The sequence below is a fragment of the Kribbella sp. NPDC050281 genome (assembly GCF_040655855.1).
GTDB lineage: Bacteria > Actinomycetota > Actinomycetes > Propionibacteriales > Kribbellaceae > Kribbella.
Genome location: NZ_JBFAKS010000008.1, coordinates 40,196 through 64,742 on the forward strand (window position 1 = coordinate 40,196; position 24,547 = coordinate 64,742).

Consider the following 24,547-nt stretch of genomic DNA (forward strand, 5'->3'; position numbering starts at 1 on the left):
CCATGAGCGTTAAGGAGCCCACCATGACCGTTCTGACCTCGGTTGTTCTGCAGACGCCCGCTGCCGGGCGCGACGCCGCCGTCGCGCACTTCGCCGGCCGGTTGTCGTTCGAGGCCGACGTTTCCGACGTGGCCGCGGACATCGGTGCCGGGGCCCCAGGCTGGGTCCTGATCGACAGCCGCAGCCAGGAGAGCTGGGACCAGGGTCACGTGCCCGGCGCGGTCCACCTGCCGACCCGCGAGATCGCTGCCCGCGCGGCGTCCGTCGTACCCGACGGTGTGACAGTGGTGACGTATTGCTGGGGGCCGGGGTGCAACGGGGCGACCAAGGCGGCGCTGGAGTTCGCCAGGCTCGGGTATCCGGTGAAGGAGATGATCGGCGGGTTCGAGTACTGGACCCGGGAGGGGTTGCCGGTCGAGACGGCCGACGGCATCGAACGCCGGGCGACCGATCCGCTCACCGCGCCGCTCGGGATCGCCTGCGCTTGCTGACCGGGCTCAGAGACCGGCCAGGTAGTCAGCGTTGCCTCGGATCGCCGCCTCGTAGCGCTTGATCTCCGCGCTGTCCACGCGGTCGGCGATGACGAGCAGCAAGGACGCCAGTGCCTTGTCCTTCTGTCCGGCCGCGTGGAGGGTGAGTGCCTTGAACACCCGCAGCGAGTCCGACTCCGGGAACTCCGCACAGGCCTTCTTGAACACGTCCAGCGAGTCGTCGAACCGGTCGAGGTTGCGCAGCGTGCTGCCGTACTGCAGCAGGCACTTGCGTCGCGTCTCCCCGCTCAACCCGGGCAGCGCGCGCTCGTAGTACTCGATCGCCTTCGCTTCCTGCCCGTCGGTGTCGTACGACCCGCCGACCTCGTACAGCACGTACGGGTTGTTCGGATGCTCGGTCAGCAACCGCTCGAAGAAGTCGATCGTCGGCTGCATGTTCGACCGGTCCCGCCGGCCGAACGCCTCCTCGATCGTCGCGGCCAACTCCGGCGTCAGTTCTGTTGTCACCACTCCATCATGCCGTGTCCGGCGGGACCGCCGGCGTGCGGCGTTGCTGCCAGGGCCACGAGCCGGAGATCTCGACCTCCAGAGCGAAGCTGAGGACGGTGCGGATGACGACGATCAGGCCCAGGATGAGGACGGATTGGGCCGAGGTGTCGACGATGATCGAGCGGATGATGTCGCCGACGATCAGGATCTCCAGGCCGAGGAGGATGACTCGGCCGAGGTTGACGCGCAGGCGCTGGTAGGTGTTCGTGCCGCCCTTCAGTACGTCGTACACGTAGCGGATCAGGACGACCGCGAGGCCGATCGCCATGATGAACACGCCGGCGCCCTCGATCACCCGCGCCACGTCGGCGAACACGGCCTCGAAGTCCACCGTCCACAAGTACCAGTCAGGCGGCCGCCGTGGTGGCTGCCTCGCCGGGCCGGATGTTCTGGTTCAGGTGGAAGACGTTGTCCGGGTCGTACGCCGTCTTGAGCGCGACCAGCCGGGCCAGCTTCGCCGGCGGGAACGCACGGCTGATCGGGTCGCCGTTGAGCGTGTTCATGTAGGCCCCGTTCGCGTACGGCGCCAGCGTCGCGGCGTACTCGCGCAACTGGGTGATCCGTGCCTCGTCCTCCGCCGGGTCCTCCCATCGCGTCGCGGTGACGAACTCGAACAGCGTGTCCCGGTGGCTGAACGCAGCATCGTCATCCGGTACGTCGGCGATCGCACCGCCGTACGCCTGCAGGCTCGCAGCCACACCAGGTGTCCGCAGCAACGCACGGATCGCGTCATCCGGCATCGCCTTGAAGTAGTGGCCCTTCCAGTAGCGGCGGTAGCGGTGTCCCTGCACGCTGTCGTCCCGACTCTGCAAGGTCAAGTACGGCATCTCCTCGATGGACTCATCCAGCACAGGACCCAGCGCACGGAACGACGGCAGCAGGTTGTAGCCGCCTTTCCCGACCCACACGTACCCGACGGTGACGGTGTCCGCCTTGATGCTGGCGGTGAACGTCGCCTCCCGCGGTGCGTTCGCGTTGAGTTCCCGCCAGCCCCGCAGTACAGGGAAACCTGCCGACGCCGGATAGGTGAACTCGGCAACCAACGCCCGCGTCCCGACCTGGTGCAGGCGGAACTCGAACGACGTGACGATCCCGAAGTTCCCGCCACCACCGCGCAGTCCCCAGAACAGCTCCGGGTTCTCCTCGGCACTCGCGCGAACCACCTCGCCGTCCGCCGTGACCACCTCGTACGACGCCACGTTGTCGCAGGCGAGGCCGAACTGCCGGGCCAGCCAGCCCATCCCGCCGCCGAGGGTCAGGCCGCCGACGCCGGTGTGCGAGACGTTGCCCGCGGTCGTCGCCAGACCGTGTTCCTGCGCGGCCCGGTCCAGCTCGCCCAGCAAGGCGCCACCCTGGATCCAGGCCAGTTGCCGGTCCGGATCGATCCGGACCGCGTTCATCGGCGTGAGGTCGATCATCAGGCCGCCGTCCGGTACGGCGAGACCGGCGATGTTGTGGCCGCCGCAGCGGACCCCGATCTCGAGTCCGGCCGTCCGCGCGAACCGGACCGCGGCCACCACGTCGGCGGTGTCGTGGCACCGGGCGATCACGGCGGGGCGACGGTCGACCATCGCGTTCCAGACGGTGCGGGCCTCGTCGTAGCCGGCGTCGCCGGCGCGTAGCAGGGTGGTCATCGTTCTGGCTCCTTCGCAGCGGGTTGTGTCCACCACCCTGACAGCGAAGCGGTACTCCGATAAGGTCCAGTTTCGTGAGCCGAATCAGGACCAGTTCAGGCGCCGGTGAGTTGTTGGTCGAGCTCCGCCGGGACGCCGGAGTGCCGCTGCATCAGCAGCTCGAAGGCGGGATCCGGGCTCGCATCCGCGAGGGCCTGCTGCGCGCCGACACCGTGATGCCATCGACCCGCGCGCTGGCTGACGACCTCGGATTGTCGCGTGGCGTCGTGGTCGAGGCCTACCAGCAGTTGGTCGCGGAGGGATACCTGGTCAGCCGGGGCGGAGGCTACACGCAGGTCGCGCCGGTGGAGATCGCCGAGCCGGACGGCGCGGTTGCGAAGCCGGCCGGGGAGCCGCGGATCGACTTCCGTTACAGCCGTCCGGACGTCTCGCAGTTCCCGCGCGCCGCGTGGCTTCGCTCGATCCGGCGGGTCCTGAACGAGACGCCGTACCAGAGCCTCGCCTATCTCGACGGGCGCGGCACGATCGAGCTGCGTACGGCGCTCGCCGACTACCTCAATCGAGTCCGCGGTACGGCGGCCCGCCCGGAACACATGATGATCTGCAACGGCTTCGCGCAGGGATCGCGGTTGCTCCTGCAGGTCCTTGCCGAGCAGGGCTATCGCTGTCTGGCGGTCGAGGATCCGTCCGACAACGATCTGCGCGAGGTGGCTCGAGCGGCCGGTCTCGAGGCGGTCGGCGTACCGGTGCTGGAGTCGGGGATCGATGTGGACGCGCTGGAGCGGTCGGGGGCGGACGTCGTACTGGTGACGGCCGCACACCAGTTCCCGACCGGCGCGGTCGCGTCGGCGGAGACGCGGGCGGCGCTGGTGGCCTGGGCCGCCGAGGGTGATCGGCTGGTCATCGAGGACGACTACGACGCGGAGTACCGCTACGACCGCGAGCCGATCGGTGCGATGCAGGGCCTCGCGCCGGACCGGGTCGCGTACGCCGGCACGGCGAGCAAGACGCTGGCGCCGGGGTTGCGGCTGGGCTGGCTGATCCTGCCGACCAGGCTGGTCGAGCCGATGTCGCGGGCGAAGCTGATGGACGACCGCGGCTCGCCGGTGTTCGACCAGTTGGCGTTCGCGGACTTCGTGGCTCGCGGTGAGTTCGATCGGCATCTGCGCCGGATGCGGCCGCGGTACCGGTTGCTGCGGGACACGCTGGTCGACCGGCTAGCGGCGCGACTGCCCGAGCTGGTGCCGGTCGGGATCTCGGCCGGCCTGCATGTGATGACGTTGCTGCCACTGGATCTGACCGAGGCCGACGTCCAGGCGGCGGCGCTCGAACGCGGTCTCGGCGTCTACGGACTGACGCCGTACTGGGTCGCGTCGCCGGGACCGGCCGGACTGGTCTTCGGGTACGGCGGGCTGACCCAGAAGGCTGTTGTCGAGGGCATCGACCTGCTCGCGGACGCGATCGGATCCTTACGCAGTCGATGAATAAACTTCCAGTCCCTTGCAATTTGATCCGAATGGTTCTAGGCTCGGACGGGTGATAACCGCTGCTTGCATCGACAATCTGATGAACCAGGGCTGGCCCGCCGCGCACAGCACCGAGCTGGACGGCTGGCTGGTCCGACGCAACGACGGTGTCACCCTCCGAGCCAACTCGGTGCTGCCCGCGGGTGCACCGTTCGACCTCGGAAAAGCCTTGGACTACGTGGAAAACCTGTACCAGGCGCACAGCATCACGCCGTCGTTCCAGATCAGCCCGGCGGCCCAGCCGACCGACCTTGACGCCCAGCTCGAGGCGCGCGGCTACGAGGTACGCAACCCGACGCTCGTGCAGTGCGCCGAGATCGCCGACGTCCTTGCCAAGCTCCCCGAGTCGGACGCCGACGTGAATATTTCCTCGGTTCCCAGTGATCGCTGGATGAAGTGCTGGTGGGCTGTCGACGGTCGCGGCGGCGGTCCGGCCGAGCAGGCGTCGGCCCAGCAGATCCTCGAGCGCGGCCGTGCGCTCTACGCCGTCCTGCCCGGTGCGGCCGAGGACGCCAAGGCGATCGGCCGGCTCGCGCTCGTCGACGACTGGGCCGGCCTCTACTGCCTGGCCGTCGACGAAGGCTTCCGGCGCCAGGGCCTGGCCCGAACCGTCATCCGCGCGTTGTTGCAGGAGGCAACGAGCAGGGGTGTCGAGCGCGTCTTCCTGTGCGTCGTCGAGGCCAACACCCCGGCCCGTGCCCTCTATGACCGCCTCGGTTTCCGGACGGTCTCGCAGTACCACTACCGCGTCAGAGCGTGACCTTCGCCAGCAACTCCAGTACGACGAACTTCGCCCCCGTGCGCTCGACCGAGGAGCGCAGCGGGGTGAGGTCGGTCCACGGCACGGCCGGCTGATCGATCGGCTTGCCGAAGTCGTCCCAGTGGGTCGCCAGCACCGTGCGCACCGGTTTGATCGTCCGGAGCAGTCGGTCGGTGATGCCGGGCTCGCCGCCTGGTGCGGCGAGGACCACATCGACCTCCAGATCGCGCAGTGCGTTCGGATCGAAGTTCGCCGTACTCAGACTGAGGATGCGTAGGCCGCCGATCGTGATCACGTACGCGAGCGTGCCGCCCTCGACCAGGTCCTCGATCACCCGCGGCCGGGGCGGTACGGCGTCGAGGCGGTAGCCCGCGAAGGCGTAGTCGTGCCGCTTCCCGCCGCACGAGTGCAGCGACGGGAAGACCTCGATGGTGAAGCCGTCGAAGGCCAGGTACTCACCGCCGCGCACGGGTGACAGCAGGTCCTTCGGCGTCCGCATCGCCCGCAGCAGGTTGACGTGCGACTGGGTGCCGAGGACCGTCGCCTGTGTCTTCCGCGCGACGTACGGTACGTCGGCCATGTGGTCGTAGTGCCCGTGGTGCACGAGGATCGCGTCGGCCGCGGTGAGGTGGCGATCGATCACGGCCTCGTCGATCACCAGTCTGGTCTTGGGGTTCACGCCGTCGGTTGTGAACGTCCCGGTCTCGAAGCGGGTCAGCCACGGATCGGTCAGCACGATGTGCTCGCCGCACCGGATCTGCCACGCGTGGGTGCCGAGCCAGGTGAACTCGACCGGCGTCCGGTCCGTGGGTGCGCTCGCTGTCGGTGCCGCTTCGCTGCGGGTAGCCATTCCGATCACCCCGGTGGCTCCGGCCGCGGCCGCGCCGGTCAGCATGCCTCGACGACTTACCTTCACGCTGTCTCCTCTCGTCGTACTGGGGCTTCAGTCAAGGCGAGGGCGATGGACGCTGTCGAATATGCTCTTGCGCATGAATCGATTGTCTGGAGATATCGCCGCAGGTCAGCCGCGTCAATGCTGACCGAACGGCATCTGCAGATCTTCATCGCGCTGGCCGAGGAGCACCACTTCGGCGACGCCGCCCGGGTGGTCGGCATCACCCAGCCGCCGCTGTCGCAGGGGCTGCGCCGGCTGGAGGCGCTGGTCGGCGCGAAGCTGTTCGAGCGCGGGCAGGGCCGGGTCGAACTGACGCCGGCCGGCGCTTCGTTGCTGCCGTACGCTCGCCGCGCCCTGACCTCGATCGAGGAACTGCGTCAGGCCGCAGTGTCGCGTGATCCAGAAGGTCCCGAGATCCGGCTCGGGCTGGCGCCGGAGGTCCCGCCGTCGGCCGGTGCGGCAGTGGCCGCGGCTTGTGGTGCCGCGATTCCGGGGAGCCGGGTGACTGTGGTTTCTGCGCCGACCAGTTCGCTCGTAGGTCAGGTGTCCGCGGGTCGGTTGACGTTGGCCGCCGTACTGCATCCCGCCGTACTCGACGGGCTCGAGGCTGGGCCGGTGACGTTGCTGCCGACGTGGGCACTCGCACCGAAGGCACTTGGTGCGAACGACGGGGAGGAGGTCGCGCTCCGGCGGTTGACCGGGGTGCCGATCGCCGTCCGGCCGCGGGCCGAGGCGCCGGCGGCTCGGGATCTGTTCCTGGACACGCTTGCGCTGCATCGGCCGGACGGCGGCACGGTCGTGGTCACCGACGAGCGGGCCGGGCTTGCGATGGCGGCTGCGGGCCAGGCGATCGTGGTGACCGCCGATCCTTCGCTGACGGCGCCTGGAGTCGGCAGGCATCGCATTGTCGACAATCCACTGCCGGTGCGACTGCGCCTGGTGTGGTCCAGGACGCGTACGCCGTTCCTGCGCCCGGCGGATGTGATGGCTCAGTTGACCGATGCGATGGTGGCGTCATGAGCGCCCGGATCCGCGCGGTCTTCGAGGACGCCGGCGTTCGCGGCTGGATGCATGCGGTCGCGCTCGACTCGCCGGATTCGACGGTCGAGGTCGACGCGGACACCGTCGTACCGATGGCGTCGGTCTACAAGGTGCCGTTGCTGGCGGGCTTCTGCCGGCTGGTCGATCTGGGCGAGGTCGATCCGCGGCGGCAGCTGACACTGGACCCGTCGACGCGGACGGCCGGACCGACCGGGGTGTCGATCCTGGCGGACCCGGTGACCATGTCGCTGCGGGACCTGGCGGTGTCGATGATGACCGTGTCCGACAACGCCTCCGCGGATGCGTTGCTGGACGTGGTCGGTTTGCAACGGCTGGCGGAGCTACTGGAGTCCTTCGGTTTGAAACGAACCCGGGTACGACGGGGGACCGCGGGCAACCTGCGCGACCTGCAGCGCCGGACCGGCGTGGACGACCCGGATGCGGCACTCGCCGTACTGGCCGACAACGATCGGACCGATCCGGCTGGCGTGTACGAAGCGGCAAATGCGTCCGCCAGCAGCCCGCGCGACCTGACGACACTGCTGCGCCGGTTGTGGACGGGGGAGTTGCTCTCGGAGGAGCAGACGGCGTTCGTCCGGGCGACGATGCATCGGCAACTGTTCATGCACCGGCTGGCGTCCGGCTTCCCGCACGACGGCGTACGCGTCGCGGGGAAGACCGGGACGTTCGGTGCCTTGCGGCATGAGGTTGGGGTCGTGACGCTGCCGGGCGGCGCTGCCTTTGCGATCGCCGTGTTCACGCTCGCTGCTCGCGGCGACTTCCGCCAGCCCAGGGTCGACGCCGCGATCGGCGAGGCCGCGCGCGTCGCCGTCGACCTGTTGCGTTAGTGCCCTGAGTCGGACTCAGGACACTAGACGATCGCGTAGGCCTCGACCTCGAGCAGGGCGTCGGGGCTGAAGAGTGCGACGACCTGGACGGCCGTGCTCGCGGGCGGGTTGGTGGTGTCGACGTACGCGTCGCGGGCGGCGCGGATCGCCGGCAGGTAGGCGATGTCGGTGACGAAGAAGTTCAGCTTGACCACGTCGGCGAAGGTGGCACCGGCGGCCTTCAGACACGCGTCCAGGTTCGCGAACACCTGCCGGGCCTGGGCGGCCGGGTCGCCGACGCCGACGAACGCGCCGTCGGCGTCCAGTGCGACCTGCCCGGCGATCGCCACCCATTGTCCGGGGCCGGTCACGACATGGCTGTAACCGTTGCCTGGGGCAACACCTTCCGGTTGCGGGTGTGAGAGCTTGCTCAAGAGTTCCTCCAGAGTCGGGTCGTCCGCACTCAGGTATACAACGCCTTGGTGAGGAAGTCGCCGACGAGTCGCTGCATCCCGGCGTCGAAGCGGTGCCGGCCAGGAAGCCAGACGCCTTCGTAGCTGCCGGGGCCGTAGTGGAAGTGTTCGGTGAGTTCACGGTCGGCGTCGTGCATGCCGGCCGGGCTGAACAGCTCGTCGTCCTCGGCGTACACGACGAGTTGCTGGTGGCGGGCGCGGCCGGCGGCGAGCGTCGGGTGATCGAGATGCCGGGCCAGACCGGGAGTCGAGAACAGCCACGAGTGGGCGTCGACGTACGACGGAATGAGCCCGGCGAAGGTCGTCATCATGCAGACCACGGCCGACGCCTCGATGCCGGGATCTAGCGCGGTGAGGATCGCGGCGCGGCCACCACCGCCGGACAGGCCGAAGACGCCGACCTTTTCCACGCTTTCGATTCCGCGCAACACACTCAGCGCGGTCAGGTCGTCGTACGCGACCATGCCGGCCAGCGACGTACCGAGAATCCCGGCCGCCTTCGCCACCGTGTGCTCGTGAACGGCCGCGGCGACGTCGTACGACTCGTCGTCCTCGGCCGGGAGCTCGAAGCGGCGGGAACCCCAGGCGAAGGTGTCATGACACAGGACCACGAAGCCCGCGCGGGCGAGCACACCGGCGGCGGCTTGGCCCTCGTACAGGTCCTCGCGGACCCTGACCGCAACCCGGCTGGGCCGCGGTACGTCGACCAGCCGCTCGGCACCGATCGACTTCACCCCGGCATGGCAGTGCAGGCCGAGCAGGCCCGCCCGCGGCGCTCGCCCGGCCGGCCGGAGCAGCCACGCACGCGTCGGCGGTCCGAACGGTATGGTCCACTCGAGTTCACTGGTGTGGATGCCATCCGCCTGCCACTCGTCCACGGTGCGCACGGCGGGCGCGGCGCCGGGCTCCGGTACGCCGAGCAGTCCGGCGACCTTGGTGGTCAGTTCGTCCCCGGTCAGTGGCAGGGTGTCCCGGACGAAGTCCGGCCAGTCGTCGTACCCGCCCAGTGCGCTGGGTCTCACGCCACCTCACAGGGGTTGAGAAACCGGTTTCTTTCCTGAGAAGGTAACACAGTGGCCGAGGCTCGAATAGGCTTCGGAAGGCGGTTTCCCAACCGGGCTGGGTACGAACGGAAGACGGCGCATGGGCAGGACACCGAAGGACTCGATCACGATCGCCGATGTCGCGCGGGCGGCGGAGGTGTCCCGGGCGACCGTCTCGCGGGTGATGAACGGGCGCCTGACCGTCGCTCCGGACATCGCCGAACGCGTTCGCGCGGCCGCCGACCGGTTGAACTACCGGCCCAGCGATCTGGCCCGCAGCTTGTCGCTCGGCCGCACCGACATGGTCGCGCTGGTGGTCCCGGATCTGGCCAACCCGCTGTTCCAGCAGGTCCTGCGCGGCATCACGAACGCCTCGGCCGCGGCCGGCTACCGGGTGCTGGTCGCCGAGACCGACGAGGACCCGGCCGCCGAGGCGGGGATCGCGCTGGCGGCGCGCCGACGCTGCGATGCGTTGATCATGGTCTCGCCGCGGCTCGACGAGGAGAGCTTGCTCGAACTGCTGCCGCAGGTCCAGCCGGTGATTCTGATCAACCGGCCAGGCCCGCCGGAGGTTGCCAGCGTCGCGGTCGACTACGGCCGCGCGGTGCGGATCGTGGTGAACCACCTGGTCGGTCTCGGGCACCGCCGGCTCGCGTTCCTGGCCGGTCCGCCGGCCAGTGCGTCCAACCAGGCCCGGCTGCGGTCGCTGGACATCGCGCAGCGGGAGATCCCGGATCTCGAGCTCGTCCGGCTGGACTGCGGCTGGTCGATCGAGGACGGGTACGCCGCGGTCGAGCGGGTGCTGGAGTCCCGCGTGACGGCCGTTGTCGCGTTCAACGATCTGGTCGCGTTCGGGTTGCTTGCCCGGCTCAACGAAGTGGGCGTCGCCGTACCGGCCGATGTGTCGGTCGCCGGGATGGACGACATCGGGTTGTCGCGGTTCGCCGTACCTTCGCTGACGACTGTGCGGGTCCCGCAGCAGGAGCTGGGGGAGCTGGCCTGGCGTCGGTTGTACGCCGCGATCTCCGGTGCGGATGCCGAAGTGGACGGCGTACCGGATCTTCGGCTGGCGGTGCGGGCGAGCACGGGTCCGGTGCCGCAGGCAACGCAGCTGACCGGGGATGCTCCGGGTGAGCGGGTCGGGTGGCAGCAGCAGGGGGACAGGTTCGTGCTCGGCGGCGATTCCTTGCCGCTCGCGCATTACGAGTTCGGGCGGCGAATGCCGCAGGTGCATTCGCCTCGGCCGTACCTGCATCCCGTGCGGACGCTCGGCGGTCACCCGCTCACCGAGGTAAGCCCGGTCGATCACCGGCACCACTACGGTGTCTCGCTGGCCGTTGCCGGAGTCAACGGTACGTCGCATTGGGGCGGACGGACCTTCCTCCCGGATCGCGGACCGACGCTGCTCCCGAACCACGGTCAGCAACGCAGCCGTGGCGTCACCGTCGACGGCAACACCCTGACCGACGAAGTCACCTGGTACGACGAACAGGGCCGGCCCCAACTCGCGGAGCGCAGGCTACTCCGCGGAGCGCTGGCCGAAGGCGGTTGGCGCCTCGACTGGGAGAGCGTCTTCACCGCCCGCTACGGCCCGGTGCGCATCGACAGCCCGGCCACCACAGGCCGCGCCGGCGCCGGGTACGGCGGGATCTTCTGGCGCCTTCCAACGGTCGAAACCACAACTGTCCTCAGCGATTCCGGCGAGGGGAGCGACGCCGCCTACGGATCGACCAGCCGCTGGCTGGCCTTCATCCAGCAACGTGCCGACGCTTTCACCACGCTGCTTCTGTTCCAGCCGGGTGATGTCCGGCCGTGGTTCCTACGCTCCGAGGACTACGTCGGTGCCGGTCCTGCCCTTGCTTGGGACGGCCCCCTGGACCTGCGGCCAGAGCAGGCGGTCTCGTTCTCCCTGAGCGCACTGCTCCTCGACCACCCGCTGGACTTGTCCCAAGCCCGCACGCTGATGGGTCGCCTGCTTTAGCCGAAGGATGCGATGCCCGTCGCTGGGGAGGAGGCGAGGGCGGAGTGCCAGCGGCGGGGGACCCGGCCGGCCAGGCGGGCGGCGCGGCCGGCGGCGACCGCGTCGCGCATCGCGGCCGCCATCAAGGCAGGCCTCTCCGCGCGCGTGACCGGGGTGGCGAGCATGACCGCGTCACACCCGAGCTCCATCGCCAGCGCCGCGTCGCTCGCCGTACCGATTCCGGCGTCGACGATCACCGGGACGTTCGCGGCCTCGGCGATCAGCGCGAGGTTGTGGGGATTGCGGATCCCGAGCGCGGAACCGATGGGCGCCGCCAACGGCATCACCGCCGCACACCCAGCCTGCTCGAGGCGGCGTGCGAGGATCGGGTCGTCGTTCGTGTACGGGAGCACGGTGAAGCCGTCGGCTACCAAGGTGTCCACGGCATCGAGCAACTCGACCGGGTCGGGCATCAGCAAGTGGTCGTCGGCAACGACCTCGACCTTGATCAGGTCGGTCTGCAAGGCCTCCCGGGCCATCCGCGCGGTGAGCACCGCCTCCGCGGCGGTGTGACAACCGGCCGTATTGGGCAGCACCTCGATACCGTGCTTCGCCAGTACGTCGAGGACCGAGCCCTCGTGGCCGGTGCCGAGCCGGCGCATCGCGACCGTGGTGAGTTGGGTGCCGGAGGCAATCAATGCCTCCTCCATCACTTCCAGGTTGGCCGAACCGCCCGTACCCATGATGAGACGCGAGGTGTACGTCCGCCCGCCGAGCTCCAATGGGTCGTCCATGTCAGCCTCCCTGGACCGCGCTGACGATCTCGACCCGGTCGCCCGGCTTGAGCGTGGTACCGGCCCACTCGCTGCGCGTGAGCACGGTCTGGTTGACCGCGACCGCGATCCCGGTGGTGCGGTCGGAGTACTCCTGGATCAGGTCGGCAACGGACTTCCCCGGTGCGACCGTGGTCTCTGTACCGTTCACCCAGACGGATTCCTGCATCGCTTCCTCCCTACGCCGGAATTACCCGATTCAGGTTCAGCGGTCGGCGACGCCGTACACAGTCGCCCTCTCAGCCCGCTCCGGTGCGAGCTCCCGCGGCAGTCCGACACTAACCACCAGAGGCGATCGAGACAACCCAGTCTCAGGCGATGCGATTGGCCGTGAGCTCCAGGTGGAGGTCCAGTTTCTGGGCGACCATGAGGTTGACGGCCGCGTTCCAGCTCACCGACCAGCGCTTGCGCAGCAGCGGAAGCGATCCGGTGAAGGCGACCCCATCATCGGTACCTGTCAGTTCCAGCGGTACGACGACCGGCCGCGTGGCGCCACGGATCGTGAGATTCCCCGTCACCGTGAACGTCGTCACACCGGTCTGGCTCACCTTCGTGGACCTGAACCTGATCGACGGATACGTCTCCGCGTCGAGGAAATGCTCACGCAGCGCGGCGTCCCGCCGCCGGTCGCCGGTCTGGATGCTGTCCGCCTGAATCGTCAGATCCGCCGTGGACCGGCCCGGATCCTCCCCATCCAGCCGAAGCACCCCACTGAACACCTCGAACTCCCCAGGAACCCGAGGTCCAACCGTGTGCCGCGCCGTAAACCCCAACCTCGACCGCGCCGCATCCACCGCGTACTCCCCAGTCAATTCCCTCAACATCGTCGTCGTAGTCATGCATGTACGACGAGACCGCCATCCGAACTGTCAGGCTTCAGGACCAGGCGGAGAAGGGCGAGGCTCGCGAGGGCGGCGACGAAGGTAGGAACCGTCCACCAGCCGAGGGCGTGGTAGAGGCGTACGGCGGTCCAGGAGCCGAGGCTGCCGGCGGAGTAGGCGCAGACCATGTACGCCGTGTTCATCGCGCTGCGCCGGCCGGGGTCGAGTTGGTAGATCCGCGTGACGTTCGCGACCATCCCCGACTGCATCGACACATCGAGGACGAGTACGCCGGCCACGAGGAGCGTGAGTCCCAGCGCACCACCGGCGTACGCACCCAGCATGAGTACGGCGGCGAGAACAGTTCCGGCCAGGATCCAGGCCGTCACGGCATCCGGCGTACGGCGATCGACGATGCGACCGGTCCACGGGACGACGGCCATGGTGGCGATCGCGACCAGGCTGATCCAGCCGAGTGCGCCGGCTCCGAGGCCGAAGGAATCCTGCAGGACGAGGACCAGAGTCGCCCAGGTGCCGGTGAAGCCCGCGAACGTGCAGGCCTGGTAGAACGCCGATCGACGCAGACCGCTGCGCAACCTCAGTTGGTCGAAGGGCCGGCGCAGGTACTGCGGGAACTCCGCCGGCTCGACCTGCACCGGCACGGGCAGCCGAGTCCACGCTACGGCGGCGCACACCAGCGCCAGTACGGCGGCACCCAGGTAGGCGTACCGCCATGAGTACTCCTCGCCCAGGAACCCGGCGATCGCGCGCGACAGGATCATCCCGGGGACGCCCACGCTGAGCAGGATGCTGTTGACGCTGCCCAATCGCCGCGAACCGGTCATGCCCGCGACGTACGGACCGATCACCGGTGATGCCACCGTCGCACAGCCCATCAGGAACGACGCGATCACCAGGACCGGCAACGACGGTGCCGCCGCGGCCGCGATCGCAAAGACCGCGACACCGGCGAACAAGATGGTCAGCAGCCGCCGCTGCGCCCCTGTGTCACCCAGCGGTACGACGGTCAGGATGCCAGCGGCGTACCCGGCCTGCGGCGCGGTCACGACCAGCGCCGCGTCCGACAGCGGTACGTGCAGCGACGCTGCGACGGATGGCAGTAGCGCCTGCGGGAAGTAGACAGTCCCGACGCCGACCGCCGAGCACACGGCCAGTACGCCGAGCAACGTCGTGCGCGGTCGCGCGTCGACGGCAATCTCGATACTCATTCCCCGACTGTCGCGGGGCGTCGCGGCGGCCTGCGAACGATTTAGGATTGGGCTACATCGACAAGGGGGCAGGCGTGCTCACGTATGAGTTGACCTCGCGGGACCTTGAGGATGTCCGGTTCGCGGTCTCGCCGGCGGCCGAGACTGTGCTGTCGCTGCGGGCGTTGCAGGACCCGGGACGGTTCCCGCTTCAGCTGCCCTGGGTCCGGGCGGTTCAGCCACTGGTCGGGTCGTTGGACTTCAGCGTGCTGCGCCGGTTGGTCAACGACACAATGGGCAGTCCGGACTTCCTGACCCCGCGTCCGACGTCACCGCTCACCCAGATCGGCGACGAGCTCGACCTCATCGCCTCGGTCGACCGCGAGACCTTTGAACGCCAGCTCGTCGCGGTGAACGGTGAGGTTCCCGCCGAGCTGGCCGGGCCCGACGGCGTGACGAAGGTGGTCGACGCTCTCCGCGCGTACTGGCAGACCGCGATAGCGCCGTACTGGAATCGGATGCGCACGCTGCTGACCGCCGACATCAGCTATCGCGGGCATGTCGTCACCCAGCGAGGCACGGGCGTGATGCTGAACGAACTCGGGCCGGCCATCAGCTACGGCGACGGCCTGCTTCGCGTCGACCGCGTGAGCGAGGTCAGCCGCACCGAAAGTGTCGACGGCCGTGGCCTCGTCCTCCAGCCGACCCTCTTCGGCCCGCACGCCGTGATCCCGATGGACGTCGGCGCCGAACCGATCCTCGGCTACCCGCCCCGCGGCCAGGCCACCCTCTGGTCGGTCGTCGACCCACCGTCACGCCGCGACCTGGCCCAACTCATCGGCACCGCCCGAGCCCGCATCCTCGAACTCCTCACCCACCCGCGCACCACCACCGACGTCGCGGCCGAACTCAAGGTCACTCCCTCCGCGGTCAGCCAGCAGCTCCAGCTCCTGCGCCGTACCGGCCTGGTCGAACCCCAACGCACCGGCAAACAGGTCCTCTACAAACCCACCCAACTGGCCGCCCTCCTCACCGGCACCGAAGCCGACTGACCCGGTCAGGTGACGGTGGCGGGTTGTGTGCCGGCTGGCGGGTTGTTGCGCGCCAGCGGTGAAACAACCCGCCACTGGACCGGCTATCGCTTCGAGCGGCAGACCTCGCCCTTGATCTGGGTGACGAAGTGGTCCACCTCCCAGTGCTGGCCGAGGTAGGCGTAGCCGGTCGCGCCTTCGTAGCGGCCGGTGCCGCCGGTGAACTGCTGGGTGCCGCCGGCGTGACCGGAGCCGGTGGTTGTGTTGACGTTTCCGATGCTCGTCTCGAGTGCGGTGAGCGTCGCCCCGTCCTCGAAGGTGTAGGTGAGCGCGCCGGTGACCGGACGCTGGTCGGGTGCCGTCGCCGGCGGCTCGCCGCGGGAGCCGAGGATGAACACGGTCGTCCCGTCGAAGCCGTGCTTTCCGCGGACGAAGCCGGCCACGCACACCTGGGTCGGCGGCGGGCAACCCACGTCGACGACCTTGTCGTAGATCGTCGCCTCGACCTGCTCGCAACGGGGTGACGCGTTGGCCAGGGATGTGCCGGCGATGACGCCGGCACAGGCGATGGCGATAGCGGCGATGCGCAGGGATCTCATCAGGCCTCCTGTGATGGATGTCCGCGGCAGCCTAGGAACGGTGCCGGTCCGGTGGCGGGGCCGATTCGAGCTGTTCTGCGCCAGTCCAATCTCGATCAGATAACGCGGCGCAGCGCGGCCAGCGCCTCCGGGATCCGGTCGGCCGGGACAGCGCCGTACCCGAAGACGAAACCGTTCGGTCCGGGACGATCGATGCCCCAGCGCGAGATCGTCCCGAGGTTCACTCCCGCGGTGAGGGCGCGGGCGGCGAGCACGGTGTCACTCGGTTGTCCGGAGGTCAGCAACGCGGCCATGTGCGTCCCGCCGCTGGACTCGATCGGCTCGAGGACATCGGCGAAGTCCTCGCGCAGAGTTCCGGTCAGCAGGTCGTGAAGTCGTTCGTACGAGCGCCGCATCCGCCGGATGTAGTGGGCCAGGTCGCCCTCCTCGATGAAGGCTGCGAGCGCCGCCTGCACGTGACCGGCGGTGCCGTAGTCGGCGACGAACTTCGCGCGGCGGGCGGCTTCACCCAGCGTGCCCGGTACGCCGAGGAACCCGACCCGGAGTGCCGGCAACAGAGTCTTGGAGAAGGAACCGACGTACAGGACGCGACCCTCCGCGTCGGTTGCCTGCAGGGGAGTGAGCGGACGTCCGGTGAAGCGGAACTCCGAGTCGTAGTCGTCCTCGACGATCGCCGCATCATGCTCGGCAGCCCATGCGAGCAGCGCAGTACGGCGTGCCTCGGACAGCGGCATGCCGAGCGGAAACTGGTGCGACGGCGTCACGTACACCAACCGTGTCTCGGCCGGGAGCCGATCGACAACCAGCCCCTCGCTGTCGACGGGCACCCCGACGACACGCGCTCCATGCGCGAGGAATCCGCGGTACGCCGGCAGGTAGCCGGGATCCTCGATGGCCACCGTGTCGCCTGGCTCGAGCAGGATGCGCGCGGCGATGTCGAACGCCTGCTGCGCACCTGTCGTGATGACCAGTTGCTCCGGTGCGATCCGGACACCGCGGCTGACGACCAGATGTCGCGCGAGCGCATCACGCAGCCGGGCCGAGCCCGCCGGGTCGGCGTAGTTCACGTCGGTCCGAGTGCGCAGCTGATCATTGATCAACGCTCGCCACCGCGCGAACGGGAACTGGCTCCGCCCGGGGATACCAGGCGCGAAGTCGAACTCGGCATCCACGGTGAGATCCGGTACGGCGAACTGCTCGGCGCTCCAGAGCGCCCGTGGCCGCAGCGGAGACGCGGGTGGCGCAGGTGTGGCTGGGACACGTTCCCCGGTGACGAACGTTCCGATCCCGGCCCGCGAGCGGATCAAGCCATGCGCGGCGAGCCGCTCGTACGCCGCAACCACCGTCGCCCGCGACACCGACAACCGCTCCGCGAGGTCCCGCGACGACGGCAACACAGTCCCCGCCGGCAAGGCGTCGGTCCTGATCCGTTCGTGCAACTGCGCATAGATCTGCTCGGCCAATCCGCCCCCTCCGCCCAAATGCAGATGCAGATCCATGTCCGCATTCTCGCCATTGCCCGGCTCAACGGCTAACCTCTCGCCACCGGCAGCAGGCGCTCGACGAGGAGACCTCATGGCAACCTTCACCCAGTCCGACGACCTGAGGGGCGCGAAGTTCGTCGGGGCGGATCTGCACGGCGCGCGGTTCGTGGAGTCTGACCTGGCCGGTGTCGTGATGCGCGGTGTGGACGTGGGGAAGGCGGACATCGACGCGCCGTGGCTCGCCGACGGTGAGAGCTTCTTCCGCGTCAACGGTGTCGACGTGATCCCGTACGTCGAGGCCGAGCTCGACCGTCGCTTCCCCGGCCGCGAGCTCCGGCGTGCCGAGGATCCGGACGGTCTGCGCGAGGCCTGGGCCGCACTCGAGCGCACCTGGGCAGCCACCCTCGACCGCGCCGCGGCGATGCCGGCCGGCACGGTCGACGAGGCGGTGGACGGCGAGTGGTCCTTCGCCCAGACGCTCCGCCACCTGGTCCACGCCACCGACGTGTGGCTCGGCCGGGCGATCCTCGAGCTCGAACAGCCGTTCCACCCCATCGGTCAGATGGACACCGCCACCAAGAACGATGGCGAGGACACGTCGGCCCTCACTACGACCGAACCGACGTACTCCGAGGTCCTCGAGGTCCGAGCGGGCCACGTCGCGATGGTGCGCGACTTCGTGGCCGCGGTGACACCGGACTCGCTGGCGGAAGCGCGCAAGAACCCGCACGCCCCCGAATACCCCGAGACCGTCCTCTCCTGCCTGCACGTAATCCTCCAAGAGGAATGGGAACACCACCGCTACGCCGTCCGCGACCTCAACACGATCGAGGCCGGCGCCTGAGGGAGCCGCTGGCTGTTCAGACGCGGTAGTACCGTGAGCAGGTGCTGTACGGCCGCGAGCGGGAGCGAGCCGAGCTTGCAACGCTCGTGGAGCGGGCGCGGGCGGGACGCGCAGGGGTCCTGGTTGTGTTGGGGGAGCCGGGGGTCGGCAAGTCCGCCCTGATGCAGGATCTCGTCTTGGCGCAGCGGGCGGTTCCGGATACTGACACGCTACGGGTGCTGCGTACCACCGGTGTGGAATCCGAGTCGCCGATGCCGTTCGCCGCGTTGCACCGATTGCTGCGTCCTGTGGTCGATTACGAGCGGCTACCGGTTCCTCAGGCACGTGCGTTGCGGATGGCGTTCGGGCTTGAAGACGGGTCGTCGGTCGAACCGTTCCTGGTCGGGATGGCGACTCTGTCAGTCCTGACCGACGCAGCCGAGGGTGGCACTCTCCTGTGCGTGATCGACGACGCGCAGTGGCTCGATTCCGCGTCGGCGGACGCGATGTTGTTCGCGGCCCGTCAGCTGGACGCTGACCCGGTCGTGATGGTGTTCGCTGCCCGCCACACCGCCGGCGACGCGGATTTCAGTCCGCAGGGCCTGTCCGTGCTCGAGCTCGGTGGTCTCGAGGAGGGCGCAGCCCGTCAACTGCTGGACCAGCGCAGGCAGGACATTCTGCCAGACGAGGTCGCCGATCGGCTGGTTCGCGACAGCGGCGGGAACCCGCTCGCGTTGTTGGAGCTGCCAACGACTCTGAGTCCGGCCCAGTTGTACGGCGCCGCGCCGATGCCGCGGCGAGTGACGCTGACCGCGGGCCTGGAGCGCGCCTTCCTCGACCGGTGCCGCCGCCTGAGCAACGACGTACAGACTCTGCTGTTGGTGGCGGCAGCAGACGACACCGGCCGGGCTGACACCGTGCGGGCAGCGGCGAGCCGTCTGGGTGCGCAGATCGACGCGTGGGAGGACGCCGAGGTGGCCGGTCTGCTGACAGTCAGCGGTGACGCCGTTGCCGTGCGGCACCCGCTGATTCGCTCCGCGGTGTACCAGGCGGCCACCAGCTTCGCGTGCCGCCGTGCGCACCTGGCACTGTCGGATGCGCTGCGCAACGATGACCCCGACCGAGCGACCTGGCATGCTGCCGCGGCGGCCGAAGGGCCTGACGAAGCGCTGGCCGAGGCTCTGTACGAGGTCGGGAGCCGCGCTGAGCAGCGTGGCGGGTACGTCGCGGCTGCTGCCGCGTTCGAGCGAGCTGCCGCGTTGACGGTCGACGGGTCGGCGCACGCGACGCGCTTGTTCGCGGCCGCCCGCAATGCGTGGGCCTCCGGACAGGCGGTTCGTGCCCGGGCGCTGTCTGCCTCGGCCCGGCAGTTCGCTGGCGACGGTTTGCTGCGAGCCGACATCGATCGGCTGCGAGCGCGCATCGAGGTCAATATGGGTTCTGCGAGCGATGCGCATCGCATCTTTGTCCAGGCAGCGCGCGCCGCCGTGGACCTGGACCCGAGCAGGGCCTTGGAGATGGCGGTCGCCGCCGCACTTACGCGCGCGTACGGCGGGGACAGCGGGGCAACCCTTGCCGACGGCACCGAAACCCGCTTGCTGACCGAAACGTCGGCTGACCTGCCGCGCACTCGGTGCCTGCAACTACTCCTTGGCGCCCTCAGCGCCTCGGCTGCCGGTGATTGGTCGGGGGCGGCGGCTAACCTCGATCGGGCCGCGCAGGCTGGGCGCCAGATCGAAGACCTCGACGTACTGGGCAACCTCGGCAACACCGCCCTCAGCCTCGGCGACGACGAGGCAGCGCATTTCTTCTACGCAACCATGGTGTCCAGCGCTCGCGAAAGCGGTGCGGGCATGGCGGTGATCTACGGGCTGGAACGGCTCGCGTTCGCCCAACTCCTCGCCGGCCAATGGGCTGCGCTGCGCAGCTCTGTCGACGAAGCACTCACCTTGGCGCGCGGTGTCGGCCAACCTACGCTGACTGCCGCACCGCTGGCGTGGCTGACCCTGCTCGCTGCGTTGGCCGGCACTGAGGACTACGACCACCACCTCGCACAACTCGACGCAGTGGTCGCGGCGCACTCGTTGGGGATCCTTACCGACCCCGTGCACGACCTCATGCGTTGGGCCAAGGGCACCAGGGCCACTGCCGAGGGAGACTCTGCCGCGGCACTGCACCAGTTGGGCGCGATGCGTCTACCGGTGCTCCAGCGGATGGCCGCGGTGGACCGCGTCGGAGCGGCGGCGCGAGCTGGCGATCCTGTGCTCGCACGGGCATGGGTGGACGAACTCGCGCCGTTCGCCACCGCGACACACCGTCTCTGGGCACAGGCCGCTGTGGACCTCGGGCGGGCGCTCTGCGCGGACGCCGTACCGGCGGCAGAGCTTTACGAGCAAGCCCTGGGCCACTACCGGCATGCGGTCCGGCCCTACGACCAGGCCAGAACACACCTGCTGTACGGCGAGTTCCTGCGTCGCACCAATCGTCGCGTCGACGCACGCAACCACCTGCGGTCCGCGTTGGAAACCTTCACCGACCTGGGCGCGCAGCCGCTGGCCGCCCGCGCCGCGCAGGAGCTGCGGGCGTCGGGGGAGACCGCTCGCAAGCGTGATCCATCCACACTGCTGCGGCTCACACCGATGGAGACGAAGATCGCCCAACTGGTCAGCTCGGGACTGTCGAACAAGGACGTCGCCGCCCAGTGTTGGGTCTCCCCACGCACAGTGGCGTTCCACCTGCGGAACGTCTTCGCCAAAGTGGGGGTCAGCTCGCGCGGAGAGCTTGCTCAACTCGGGCTGAGTTGATCGAACCCGGTCATTTGGCCGGCGCGAGGCCCTGGCCTGACGAGGACGGTGGAGACACCACCGAACCTCACTCAGGAGCCCGACATCATGACTACACAGACCCACCACCCGCATCACCCGGCGTCACAGTCCACCGGCCCTCGCAGGCGAAGGGCAAGCATTGGTCGGATCGTGGCCGGCTCGTTGGCCGGCGGACTCCTCGCTGCCCTACTCCTCGTCGCTGCGCCATTCGTCGCGTCGGAGCAAAGCGAGGTCACCGGCGCAGTCCTGTGCGGATTCGCACTCGGCTGGGCCGCATTGGCCGTGCTGTCGGTGCGCTTCACCGATCAGCCACAACGCTGGGCCGCGGCTCCCGCACTGTTCATGGGACTGGGTGGTCTCGTCCTCGTCACGTTCGGCTCCGCGGCGTACGACGTACTTCGCTGGATCTGGCCTCCCGCGCTGTTGGCGTTGGCGGTCTGGATGATCGTTCGCATCCGTCGACAGCTTCGTAGCCCGACCAGACGCTGGCTGCTCTACCCCGTGATCGCGATGCTGGCTCTTGCCTCGATCGGCGGCGGCTACGAGACGCTGCGGGAAGCCACGGATGCCACGGCGTACCCGATCCCCGGTCAGTTGATCGACGTGGGCGGACACAGCCTGCACCTGAGCTGCACCGGCTCGGGCACTCCCACGGTCGTGCTCGAAGCGGGCGGTGGCGAGATGTCTTCGAATCTCGGGTGGATCGCGCCGGCGGTCGCACGTGATACGCGGGTCTGCGTCTACGACCGTGCGGGCCGTGGGTGGAGCGAGCCTGCTGACGCGCCCCAGGACGGCTTGCAGGTAGCGACCGACCTGCACACGTTGCTTCAGCGTGGACACGTCCCAGGTCCCTACGTGCTGGCGGGCCATTCGTTCGGCGGCCTGTACGTGCTCACCTTCGCTGCTCGCTACCCCGCTGACGTCTCCGGAATGGTGCTGGTCGACTCCACCGCACCCGCGACGGCGGCGAAACCTCGGGCAGCATCGTCCGGGAACGTGATGGGTCGTGTCTCCGCACTGGTCTCGGTCTCGGCTCGAGTTGGTCTTGCCCGCTTGTACGGCCAGGGTTCCTTCGGCAGCCTTCCGCCGCGTTCCCGGGACGAGGTACGCGCCAGCGGCGCGACCGAAGGCACTCTTCGCAGCACGATCGACGAGTACGTGCAGGCGGCTGCCTCGGTGCGGCAGGCAGCATCTCTGCGTGACTTTGCTCGCAAGCCCTTGGTCGTCCTGACCGCCGGTACCGGATCCGATGCCGCCTGGTTAGCAGCACAGGACCACCTGGCCACCTTGTCGACCAAAAGCGTGCACCGCGTCATCGATGGTGCTACCCACGAGGCACTGGTCGCGGACGAACAGTACGCCGCCAGCACGACACAAGCGATCCTCGAAGTCGTCTCATCGGTCCGCGGCGCCAGGTGAGCGAAATGATCATGAATTGTCAGGACGCTCGTGCCAGGATGCTCGGCATGTCTGGTCGCGCGTTGAGCTTCGGAGCAATGGCGGAAGCGTACGAACGGTTCCGGCCGGGATATCCCGCCGAGCTTTTCGACCAGGTGATGACGTACGCCGGTCAGCCGGTCCGGACTGCCCTCGAGATTGGTGCTGGGACCGGCAAAGCAACCCGCCTGTTCGCCGAACGAGGGGTCGCGGTCACCGCGACCGAGCCCGACAATGCCATGCTCGCCGAGTTGCGTAAGCATGTGCCGGCGAACGTCACGCCACTGCGAGCCGCATTCGAGGACCTGCGACCAGGCGAGCGCTACGAGTTGGTCTATGCGGCCGCGGCGCTGCACTGGACGAACCCGGAGGGCCGGTGGTCGCGGATGGCCGCGCTTTTGGAGCCGGGTGGCGTCTTCGCGTCGTTCGGTGGACCGGTCGGGCTGGCTGATCCGGCGGTGGAGGAGGCGGTTCGCGCGGCTCGGGCGCCGTTCTTGGACAGCGACGACATCCCGTCTCCCGATGGAACGCCGCCGGAGCATGCCATGCAGTGGCCGGGTACGGAGCTCCAACGGTCCGAGTGGTTCACCGACGTTCAGCAGCTGGTGATCGAGCGACGCTGGACGATGAGTGCGCGCGACTACGTCGGCCTCCTGTCGACGATCTCGGCGTACCTGGAATTGCCGGCCGCAGTCCGGGAGCAGGCCTTTCGCCACATCCTGCAGGTCCTGCCAGAGACGGTCGAGATCGCCGCCGACCTGACCATCCATCTCGCGCGGACGGCAACTGTCCGTCAGGTGCGTCAGAGTGGGGAGATGAGAACCGCGACAGAAGGAGCAGGCCGATGAGCCGCGAATTCCAGGTCACCTTCGACGCCCACGATCCGCGGGCGCTGTCGTTCTTCTGGCGCGACGTGCTGGGTTACGTTCACCCCGGCCCGCCCGGTGTCGAACTGCCCGACGGAGCCGACCCGCTGGCGGCGTGGGACGAGTTCCTCGAGCGCGTCGGCGTACCGGTGGATCAGCGCAACACGCGTTCGGCCCTCGAAGACCCGGATGGTGACGGTCCACGGTTGTTCTTCCAGCAGGTGCCCGAGGACAAGGTCGCCAAGAATCGCGTCCACCTCGACGTCCGCGCGGCCCCCGGTCTCGAGGGCGACGAACGGATGGCAGCCCTGGAGTCCGAATGCACCCGCCTGGTCGCCCTGGGAGCCCACCGAGTACGCCGCTTCGACCCCCAGCCACCACTGGCCCTCGGCACCATCACCATGACCGACCCCGAAGGCAACGAATTCTGCCTCGACTGATCCAGCCAACGGCGACACGCTCCTAACCGCCCCCGGCCGCCGGCGGCAGGTCCATCGAGGCTCGTAGTTCTGTCAGTGGTGTGTAGGGGACGGTGATGATGCCGCGGGTGGGTCGGTCGAGGTCGAAGGAAACCAGCAGCAGGAGCGAGACGAAGACGGCGGCGAGCATGATGGGTAGCAGGCCACGGCCGAGCACGGTGAGGTAGAGGCCGAGTAGTCCGAGTGCTACTGATGCGCCGACGACCTCGAGTATCAGGACCGAGGTGGGGACGCGGTTGCCGAGTGCTGCGACGCGTGAGGTTTGGCTGTCGATCATCGAGTTCAGGCTGTCGACGTACAGGCGTGGGGCGCTCGCGACGGGGGCGTCTCGCAGCGCGTCGTCGGCCAGTGCCCACAGTTGACGCTGGATGGCCCCGCCGTCGGCGACGACGCGTCGGGCCTCGGCAGAGCCCGGCCGGGCGGTCGACAGGCGGATCTCCAGGTCGGTGTAGCGCTTGAGCAGTTCCAGTGATTGGCTGCGGACGGGCTCTGACAAGGTCTGTGCCCGCAGGTAGGTGGTGCCGATCGCGTTCGTCTCGGTGACCAGTTCGACCCGCCGGGTCTCGTAGCGGCTTACCGCCATCGTCAGTCCGAAGGCGAGGATGAGCGCGACGAACCCGAGCAGTGCCGCCTGTGTGACTCCGATCGGCTCTCGCCAGGTCTCGTGACCGCGCAACCGTCGCCCTACGAGCACACCGATGGCGCATGATCCCAGCACGATCAGGAACAGGATGAGAGCGAGCAGCGCGCTGGGAAGGGTGAAGAACATCCGTACCCCCAAAACAAGGCGGCCTCGCTGGACGCGCGCCTTGAGTGTGGCCCCGGCGAGCGCACCGTCACATCCTCCAGGCCGGATGACCGGGCAACAGCGATGACTCTTCAGTGCACGCAAGCTCCTCACTGCGAACGGGTGCGTGAACGAAAGATGTGGCTGGGATGTCG

25 protein-coding genes and 1 riboswitch are annotated in these 24,547 nt (G+C 68.8%); of the genes, 12 read left to right on the forward strand and 13 right to left on the reverse strand.

Annotation, left to right across the window (positions count from 1 at the left end):
• Positions 1–23 precede the first annotated feature (23 nt).
• The gene (locus AB0I34_RS10855; RefSeq protein WP_360442932.1) at positions 24–491 is read left to right on the forward strand and encodes a rhodanese-like domain-containing protein; all 468 of its coding nucleotides are present in this window, start codon (positions 24–26) and stop codon (positions 489–491) included.
• Positions 492–497: 6 nt separating this feature from the next.
• Here the strand turns inward: AB0I34_RS10855 and AB0I34_RS10860 are convergent, their stop codons facing one another.
• The 3 genes from AB0I34_RS10860 to AB0I34_RS10870 are packed head-to-tail and all read right to left on the reverse strand — an operon-like array spanning position 498 to position 2,674.
• Positions 498–998 (reverse strand): tetratricopeptide repeat protein, encoded by a 501-nt coding sequence (locus AB0I34_RS10860; RefSeq protein ID WP_360442935.1) that lies wholly within the window; start codon positions 996–998, stop codon positions 498–500.
• A 7-nt stretch (positions 999–1,005) separates the two neighbouring features.
• A complete protein-coding gene (locus tag AB0I34_RS10865) occupies positions 1,006–1,371 on the reverse strand; it encodes a DUF1622 domain-containing protein (protein WP_360442938.1) in 366 nt (121 codons plus the stop codon).
• A 16-nt stretch (positions 1,372–1,387) separates the two neighbouring features.
• Positions 1,388–2,674, reverse strand: a complete 1,287-nt coding sequence (locus tag AB0I34_RS10870) for an FAD-binding oxidoreductase (RefSeq protein WP_360442941.1) — start codon at positions 2,672–2,674, stop codon at positions 1,388–1,390.
• 74 nt (positions 2,675–2,748) lie between these two features.
• On the opposite strand from AB0I34_RS10870, the gene AB0I34_RS10875 reads away from it, so the two are divergent.
• Together AB0I34_RS10875 and AB0I34_RS10880 are read left to right on the forward strand one after the other, a co-directional pair.
• Complete coding sequence (locus tag AB0I34_RS10875; RefSeq protein WP_360442944.1) at positions 2,749–4,158, forward strand: PLP-dependent aminotransferase family protein; 1,410 nt, start codon at positions 2,749–2,751, stop codon at positions 4,156–4,158.
• A gap of 52 nt (positions 4,159–4,210) precedes the next feature.
• On the forward strand, positions 4,211–4,960 hold the full coding sequence (locus AB0I34_RS10880; protein WP_360442947.1) for a GNAT family N-acetyltransferase: 750 nt from the start codon (positions 4,211–4,213) through the stop codon (positions 4,958–4,960).
• On the opposite strand, the gene AB0I34_RS10885 is transcribed toward AB0I34_RS10880, so the two are convergent.
• Entirely contained in the window at positions 4,950–5,876 is a 927-nt protein-coding gene (locus AB0I34_RS10885) for an MBL fold metallo-hydrolase (RefSeq protein ID WP_360442950.1), read from the reverse strand. The genes AB0I34_RS10880 and AB0I34_RS10885 overlap by 11 nt on opposite strands.
• Before the next feature lie 117 nt (positions 5,877–5,993).
• Here AB0I34_RS10885 and AB0I34_RS10890 point away from each other — a divergent pair, with 117 nt between their 5' ends.
• Entirely contained in the window at positions 5,994–6,875 is an 882-nt protein-coding gene (locus tag AB0I34_RS10890) for a LysR family transcriptional regulator (RefSeq protein ID WP_360442953.1), read from the forward strand.
• Positions 6,872–7,744, forward strand: a complete 873-nt coding sequence (locus tag AB0I34_RS10895; RefSeq protein WP_360442956.1) for a serine hydrolase — start codon at positions 6,872–6,874, stop codon at positions 7,742–7,744. The genes AB0I34_RS10890 and AB0I34_RS10895 overlap by 4 nt, the downstream gene beginning before the upstream one ends.
• A 23-nt stretch (positions 7,745–7,767) precedes the next feature.
• Here AB0I34_RS10895 and AB0I34_RS10900 read toward each other — a convergent pair whose 3' ends face one another.
• Both AB0I34_RS10900 and AB0I34_RS10905 read right to left on the reverse strand, forming a co-directional pair.
• Positions 7,768–8,157, reverse strand: coding sequence for a RidA family protein (locus AB0I34_RS10900; RefSeq protein WP_131511000.1), 390 nt, complete (start codon positions 8,155–8,157; stop codon positions 7,768–7,770).
• A gap of 29 nt (positions 8,158–8,186) precedes the next feature.
• Positions 8,187–9,218 carry a hypothetical protein gene (locus AB0I34_RS10905; protein ID WP_360442959.1) on the reverse strand — a complete coding sequence of 344 codons (1,032 nt, stop codon included), beginning with the start codon at positions 9,216–9,218 and terminating at the stop codon, positions 8,187–8,189.
• Positions 9,219–9,339: 121 nt separating this feature from the next.
• On the opposite strand from AB0I34_RS10905, the gene AB0I34_RS10910 reads away from it, so the two are divergent.
• Complete coding sequence (locus tag AB0I34_RS10910) at positions 9,340–11,220, forward strand: DUF6807 family protein (RefSeq protein WP_360442962.1); 1,881 nt, start codon at positions 9,340–9,342, stop codon at positions 11,218–11,220.
• Here AB0I34_RS10910 and AB0I34_RS10915 read toward each other — a convergent pair.
• The 4 genes from AB0I34_RS10915 to AB0I34_RS10930 form a co-directional block, all read right to left on the reverse strand.
• Positions 11,217–11,993 (reverse strand): thiazole synthase, encoded by a 777-nt coding sequence (locus AB0I34_RS10915; protein ID WP_360442965.1) that lies wholly within the window; start codon positions 11,991–11,993, stop codon positions 11,217–11,219. The two genes, AB0I34_RS10910 and AB0I34_RS10915, sit on opposite strands and share 4 nt — an antisense overlap.
• Before the next feature lies 1 nt (position 11,994).
• Positions 11,995–12,201, reverse strand: a complete 207-nt coding sequence (gene thiS / locus AB0I34_RS10920; protein WP_360442968.1) for a sulfur carrier protein ThiS — start codon at positions 12,199–12,201, stop codon at positions 11,995–11,997.
• Positions 12,192–12,308, reverse strand: a riboswitch (TPP riboswitch). It overlaps the preceding gene by 10 nt.
• Positions 12,309–12,343: 35 nt before the next feature.
• Positions 12,344–12,871 (reverse strand): YceI family protein, encoded by a 528-nt coding sequence (locus AB0I34_RS10925; protein WP_360442971.1) that lies wholly within the window; start codon positions 12,869–12,871, stop codon positions 12,344–12,346.
• Entirely contained in the window at positions 12,868–14,082 is a 1,215-nt protein-coding gene (locus tag AB0I34_RS10930; RefSeq protein WP_360442974.1) for an MFS transporter, read from the reverse strand. The genes AB0I34_RS10925 and AB0I34_RS10930 overlap by 4 nt, the downstream gene beginning before the upstream one ends.
• A 74-nt stretch (positions 14,083–14,156) precedes the next feature.
• On the opposite strand from AB0I34_RS10930, the gene AB0I34_RS10935 reads away from it, so the two are divergent.
• On the forward strand, positions 14,157–15,113 hold the full coding sequence (locus AB0I34_RS10935) for a DUF5937 family protein (RefSeq protein WP_360442977.1): 957 nt from the start codon (positions 14,157–14,159) through the stop codon (positions 15,111–15,113).
• Between the two features lie 83 nt (positions 15,114–15,196).
• Here AB0I34_RS10935 and AB0I34_RS10940 read toward each other — a convergent pair whose 3' ends face one another.
• The gene (locus tag AB0I34_RS10940; protein WP_360442980.1) at positions 15,197–15,691 is read right to left on the reverse strand and encodes a hypothetical protein; all 495 of its coding nucleotides are present in this window, start codon (positions 15,689–15,691) and stop codon (positions 15,197–15,199) included.
• A 95-nt stretch (positions 15,692–15,786) separates the two neighbouring features.
• Entirely contained in the window at positions 15,787–17,190 is a 1,404-nt protein-coding gene (locus AB0I34_RS10945; RefSeq protein ID WP_360442983.1) for a PLP-dependent aminotransferase family protein, read from the reverse strand.
• Positions 17,191–17,266: 76 nt separating this feature from the next.
• Here AB0I34_RS10945 and AB0I34_RS10950 point away from each other — a divergent pair, with 76 nt between their 5' ends.
• The 5 genes from AB0I34_RS10950 to AB0I34_RS10970 all read left to right on the forward strand — a co-directional run bounded on the left by AB0I34_RS10950 (position 17,267) and on the right by AB0I34_RS10970 (position 23,566).
• A complete protein-coding gene (locus AB0I34_RS10950; RefSeq protein ID WP_360442986.1) occupies positions 17,267–18,019 on the forward strand; it encodes a DinB family protein in 753 nt (250 codons plus the stop codon).
• A gap of 41 nt (positions 18,020–18,060) precedes the next feature.
• Positions 18,061–20,802 carry an AAA family ATPase gene (locus tag AB0I34_RS10955; RefSeq protein WP_360442989.1) on the forward strand — a complete coding sequence of 914 codons (2,742 nt, stop codon included), beginning with the start codon at positions 18,061–18,063 and terminating at the stop codon, positions 20,800–20,802.
• 171 nt (positions 20,803–20,973) lie between these two features.
• A complete protein-coding gene (locus AB0I34_RS10960) occupies positions 20,974–22,242 on the forward strand; it encodes an alpha/beta hydrolase (RefSeq protein ID WP_360442992.1) in 1,269 nt (422 codons plus the stop codon).
• 77 nt (positions 22,243–22,319) lie between these two features.
• Entirely contained in the window at positions 22,320–23,108 is a 789-nt protein-coding gene (locus tag AB0I34_RS10965; protein WP_360442995.1) for a class I SAM-dependent methyltransferase, read from the forward strand.
• Positions 23,105–23,566 carry a VOC family protein gene (locus AB0I34_RS10970; RefSeq protein ID WP_360442998.1) on the forward strand — a complete coding sequence of 154 codons (462 nt, stop codon included), beginning with the start codon at positions 23,105–23,107 and terminating at the stop codon, positions 23,564–23,566. The genes AB0I34_RS10965 and AB0I34_RS10970 overlap by 4 nt, the downstream gene beginning before the upstream one ends.
• Positions 23,567–23,588: 22 nt before the next feature.
• Here AB0I34_RS10970 and AB0I34_RS10975 read toward each other — a convergent pair whose 3' ends face one another.
• Entirely contained in the window at positions 23,589–24,374 is a 786-nt protein-coding gene (locus AB0I34_RS10975; protein WP_360443001.1) for a hypothetical protein, read from the reverse strand.
• Positions 24,375–24,547: the final 173 nt, after the last annotated feature.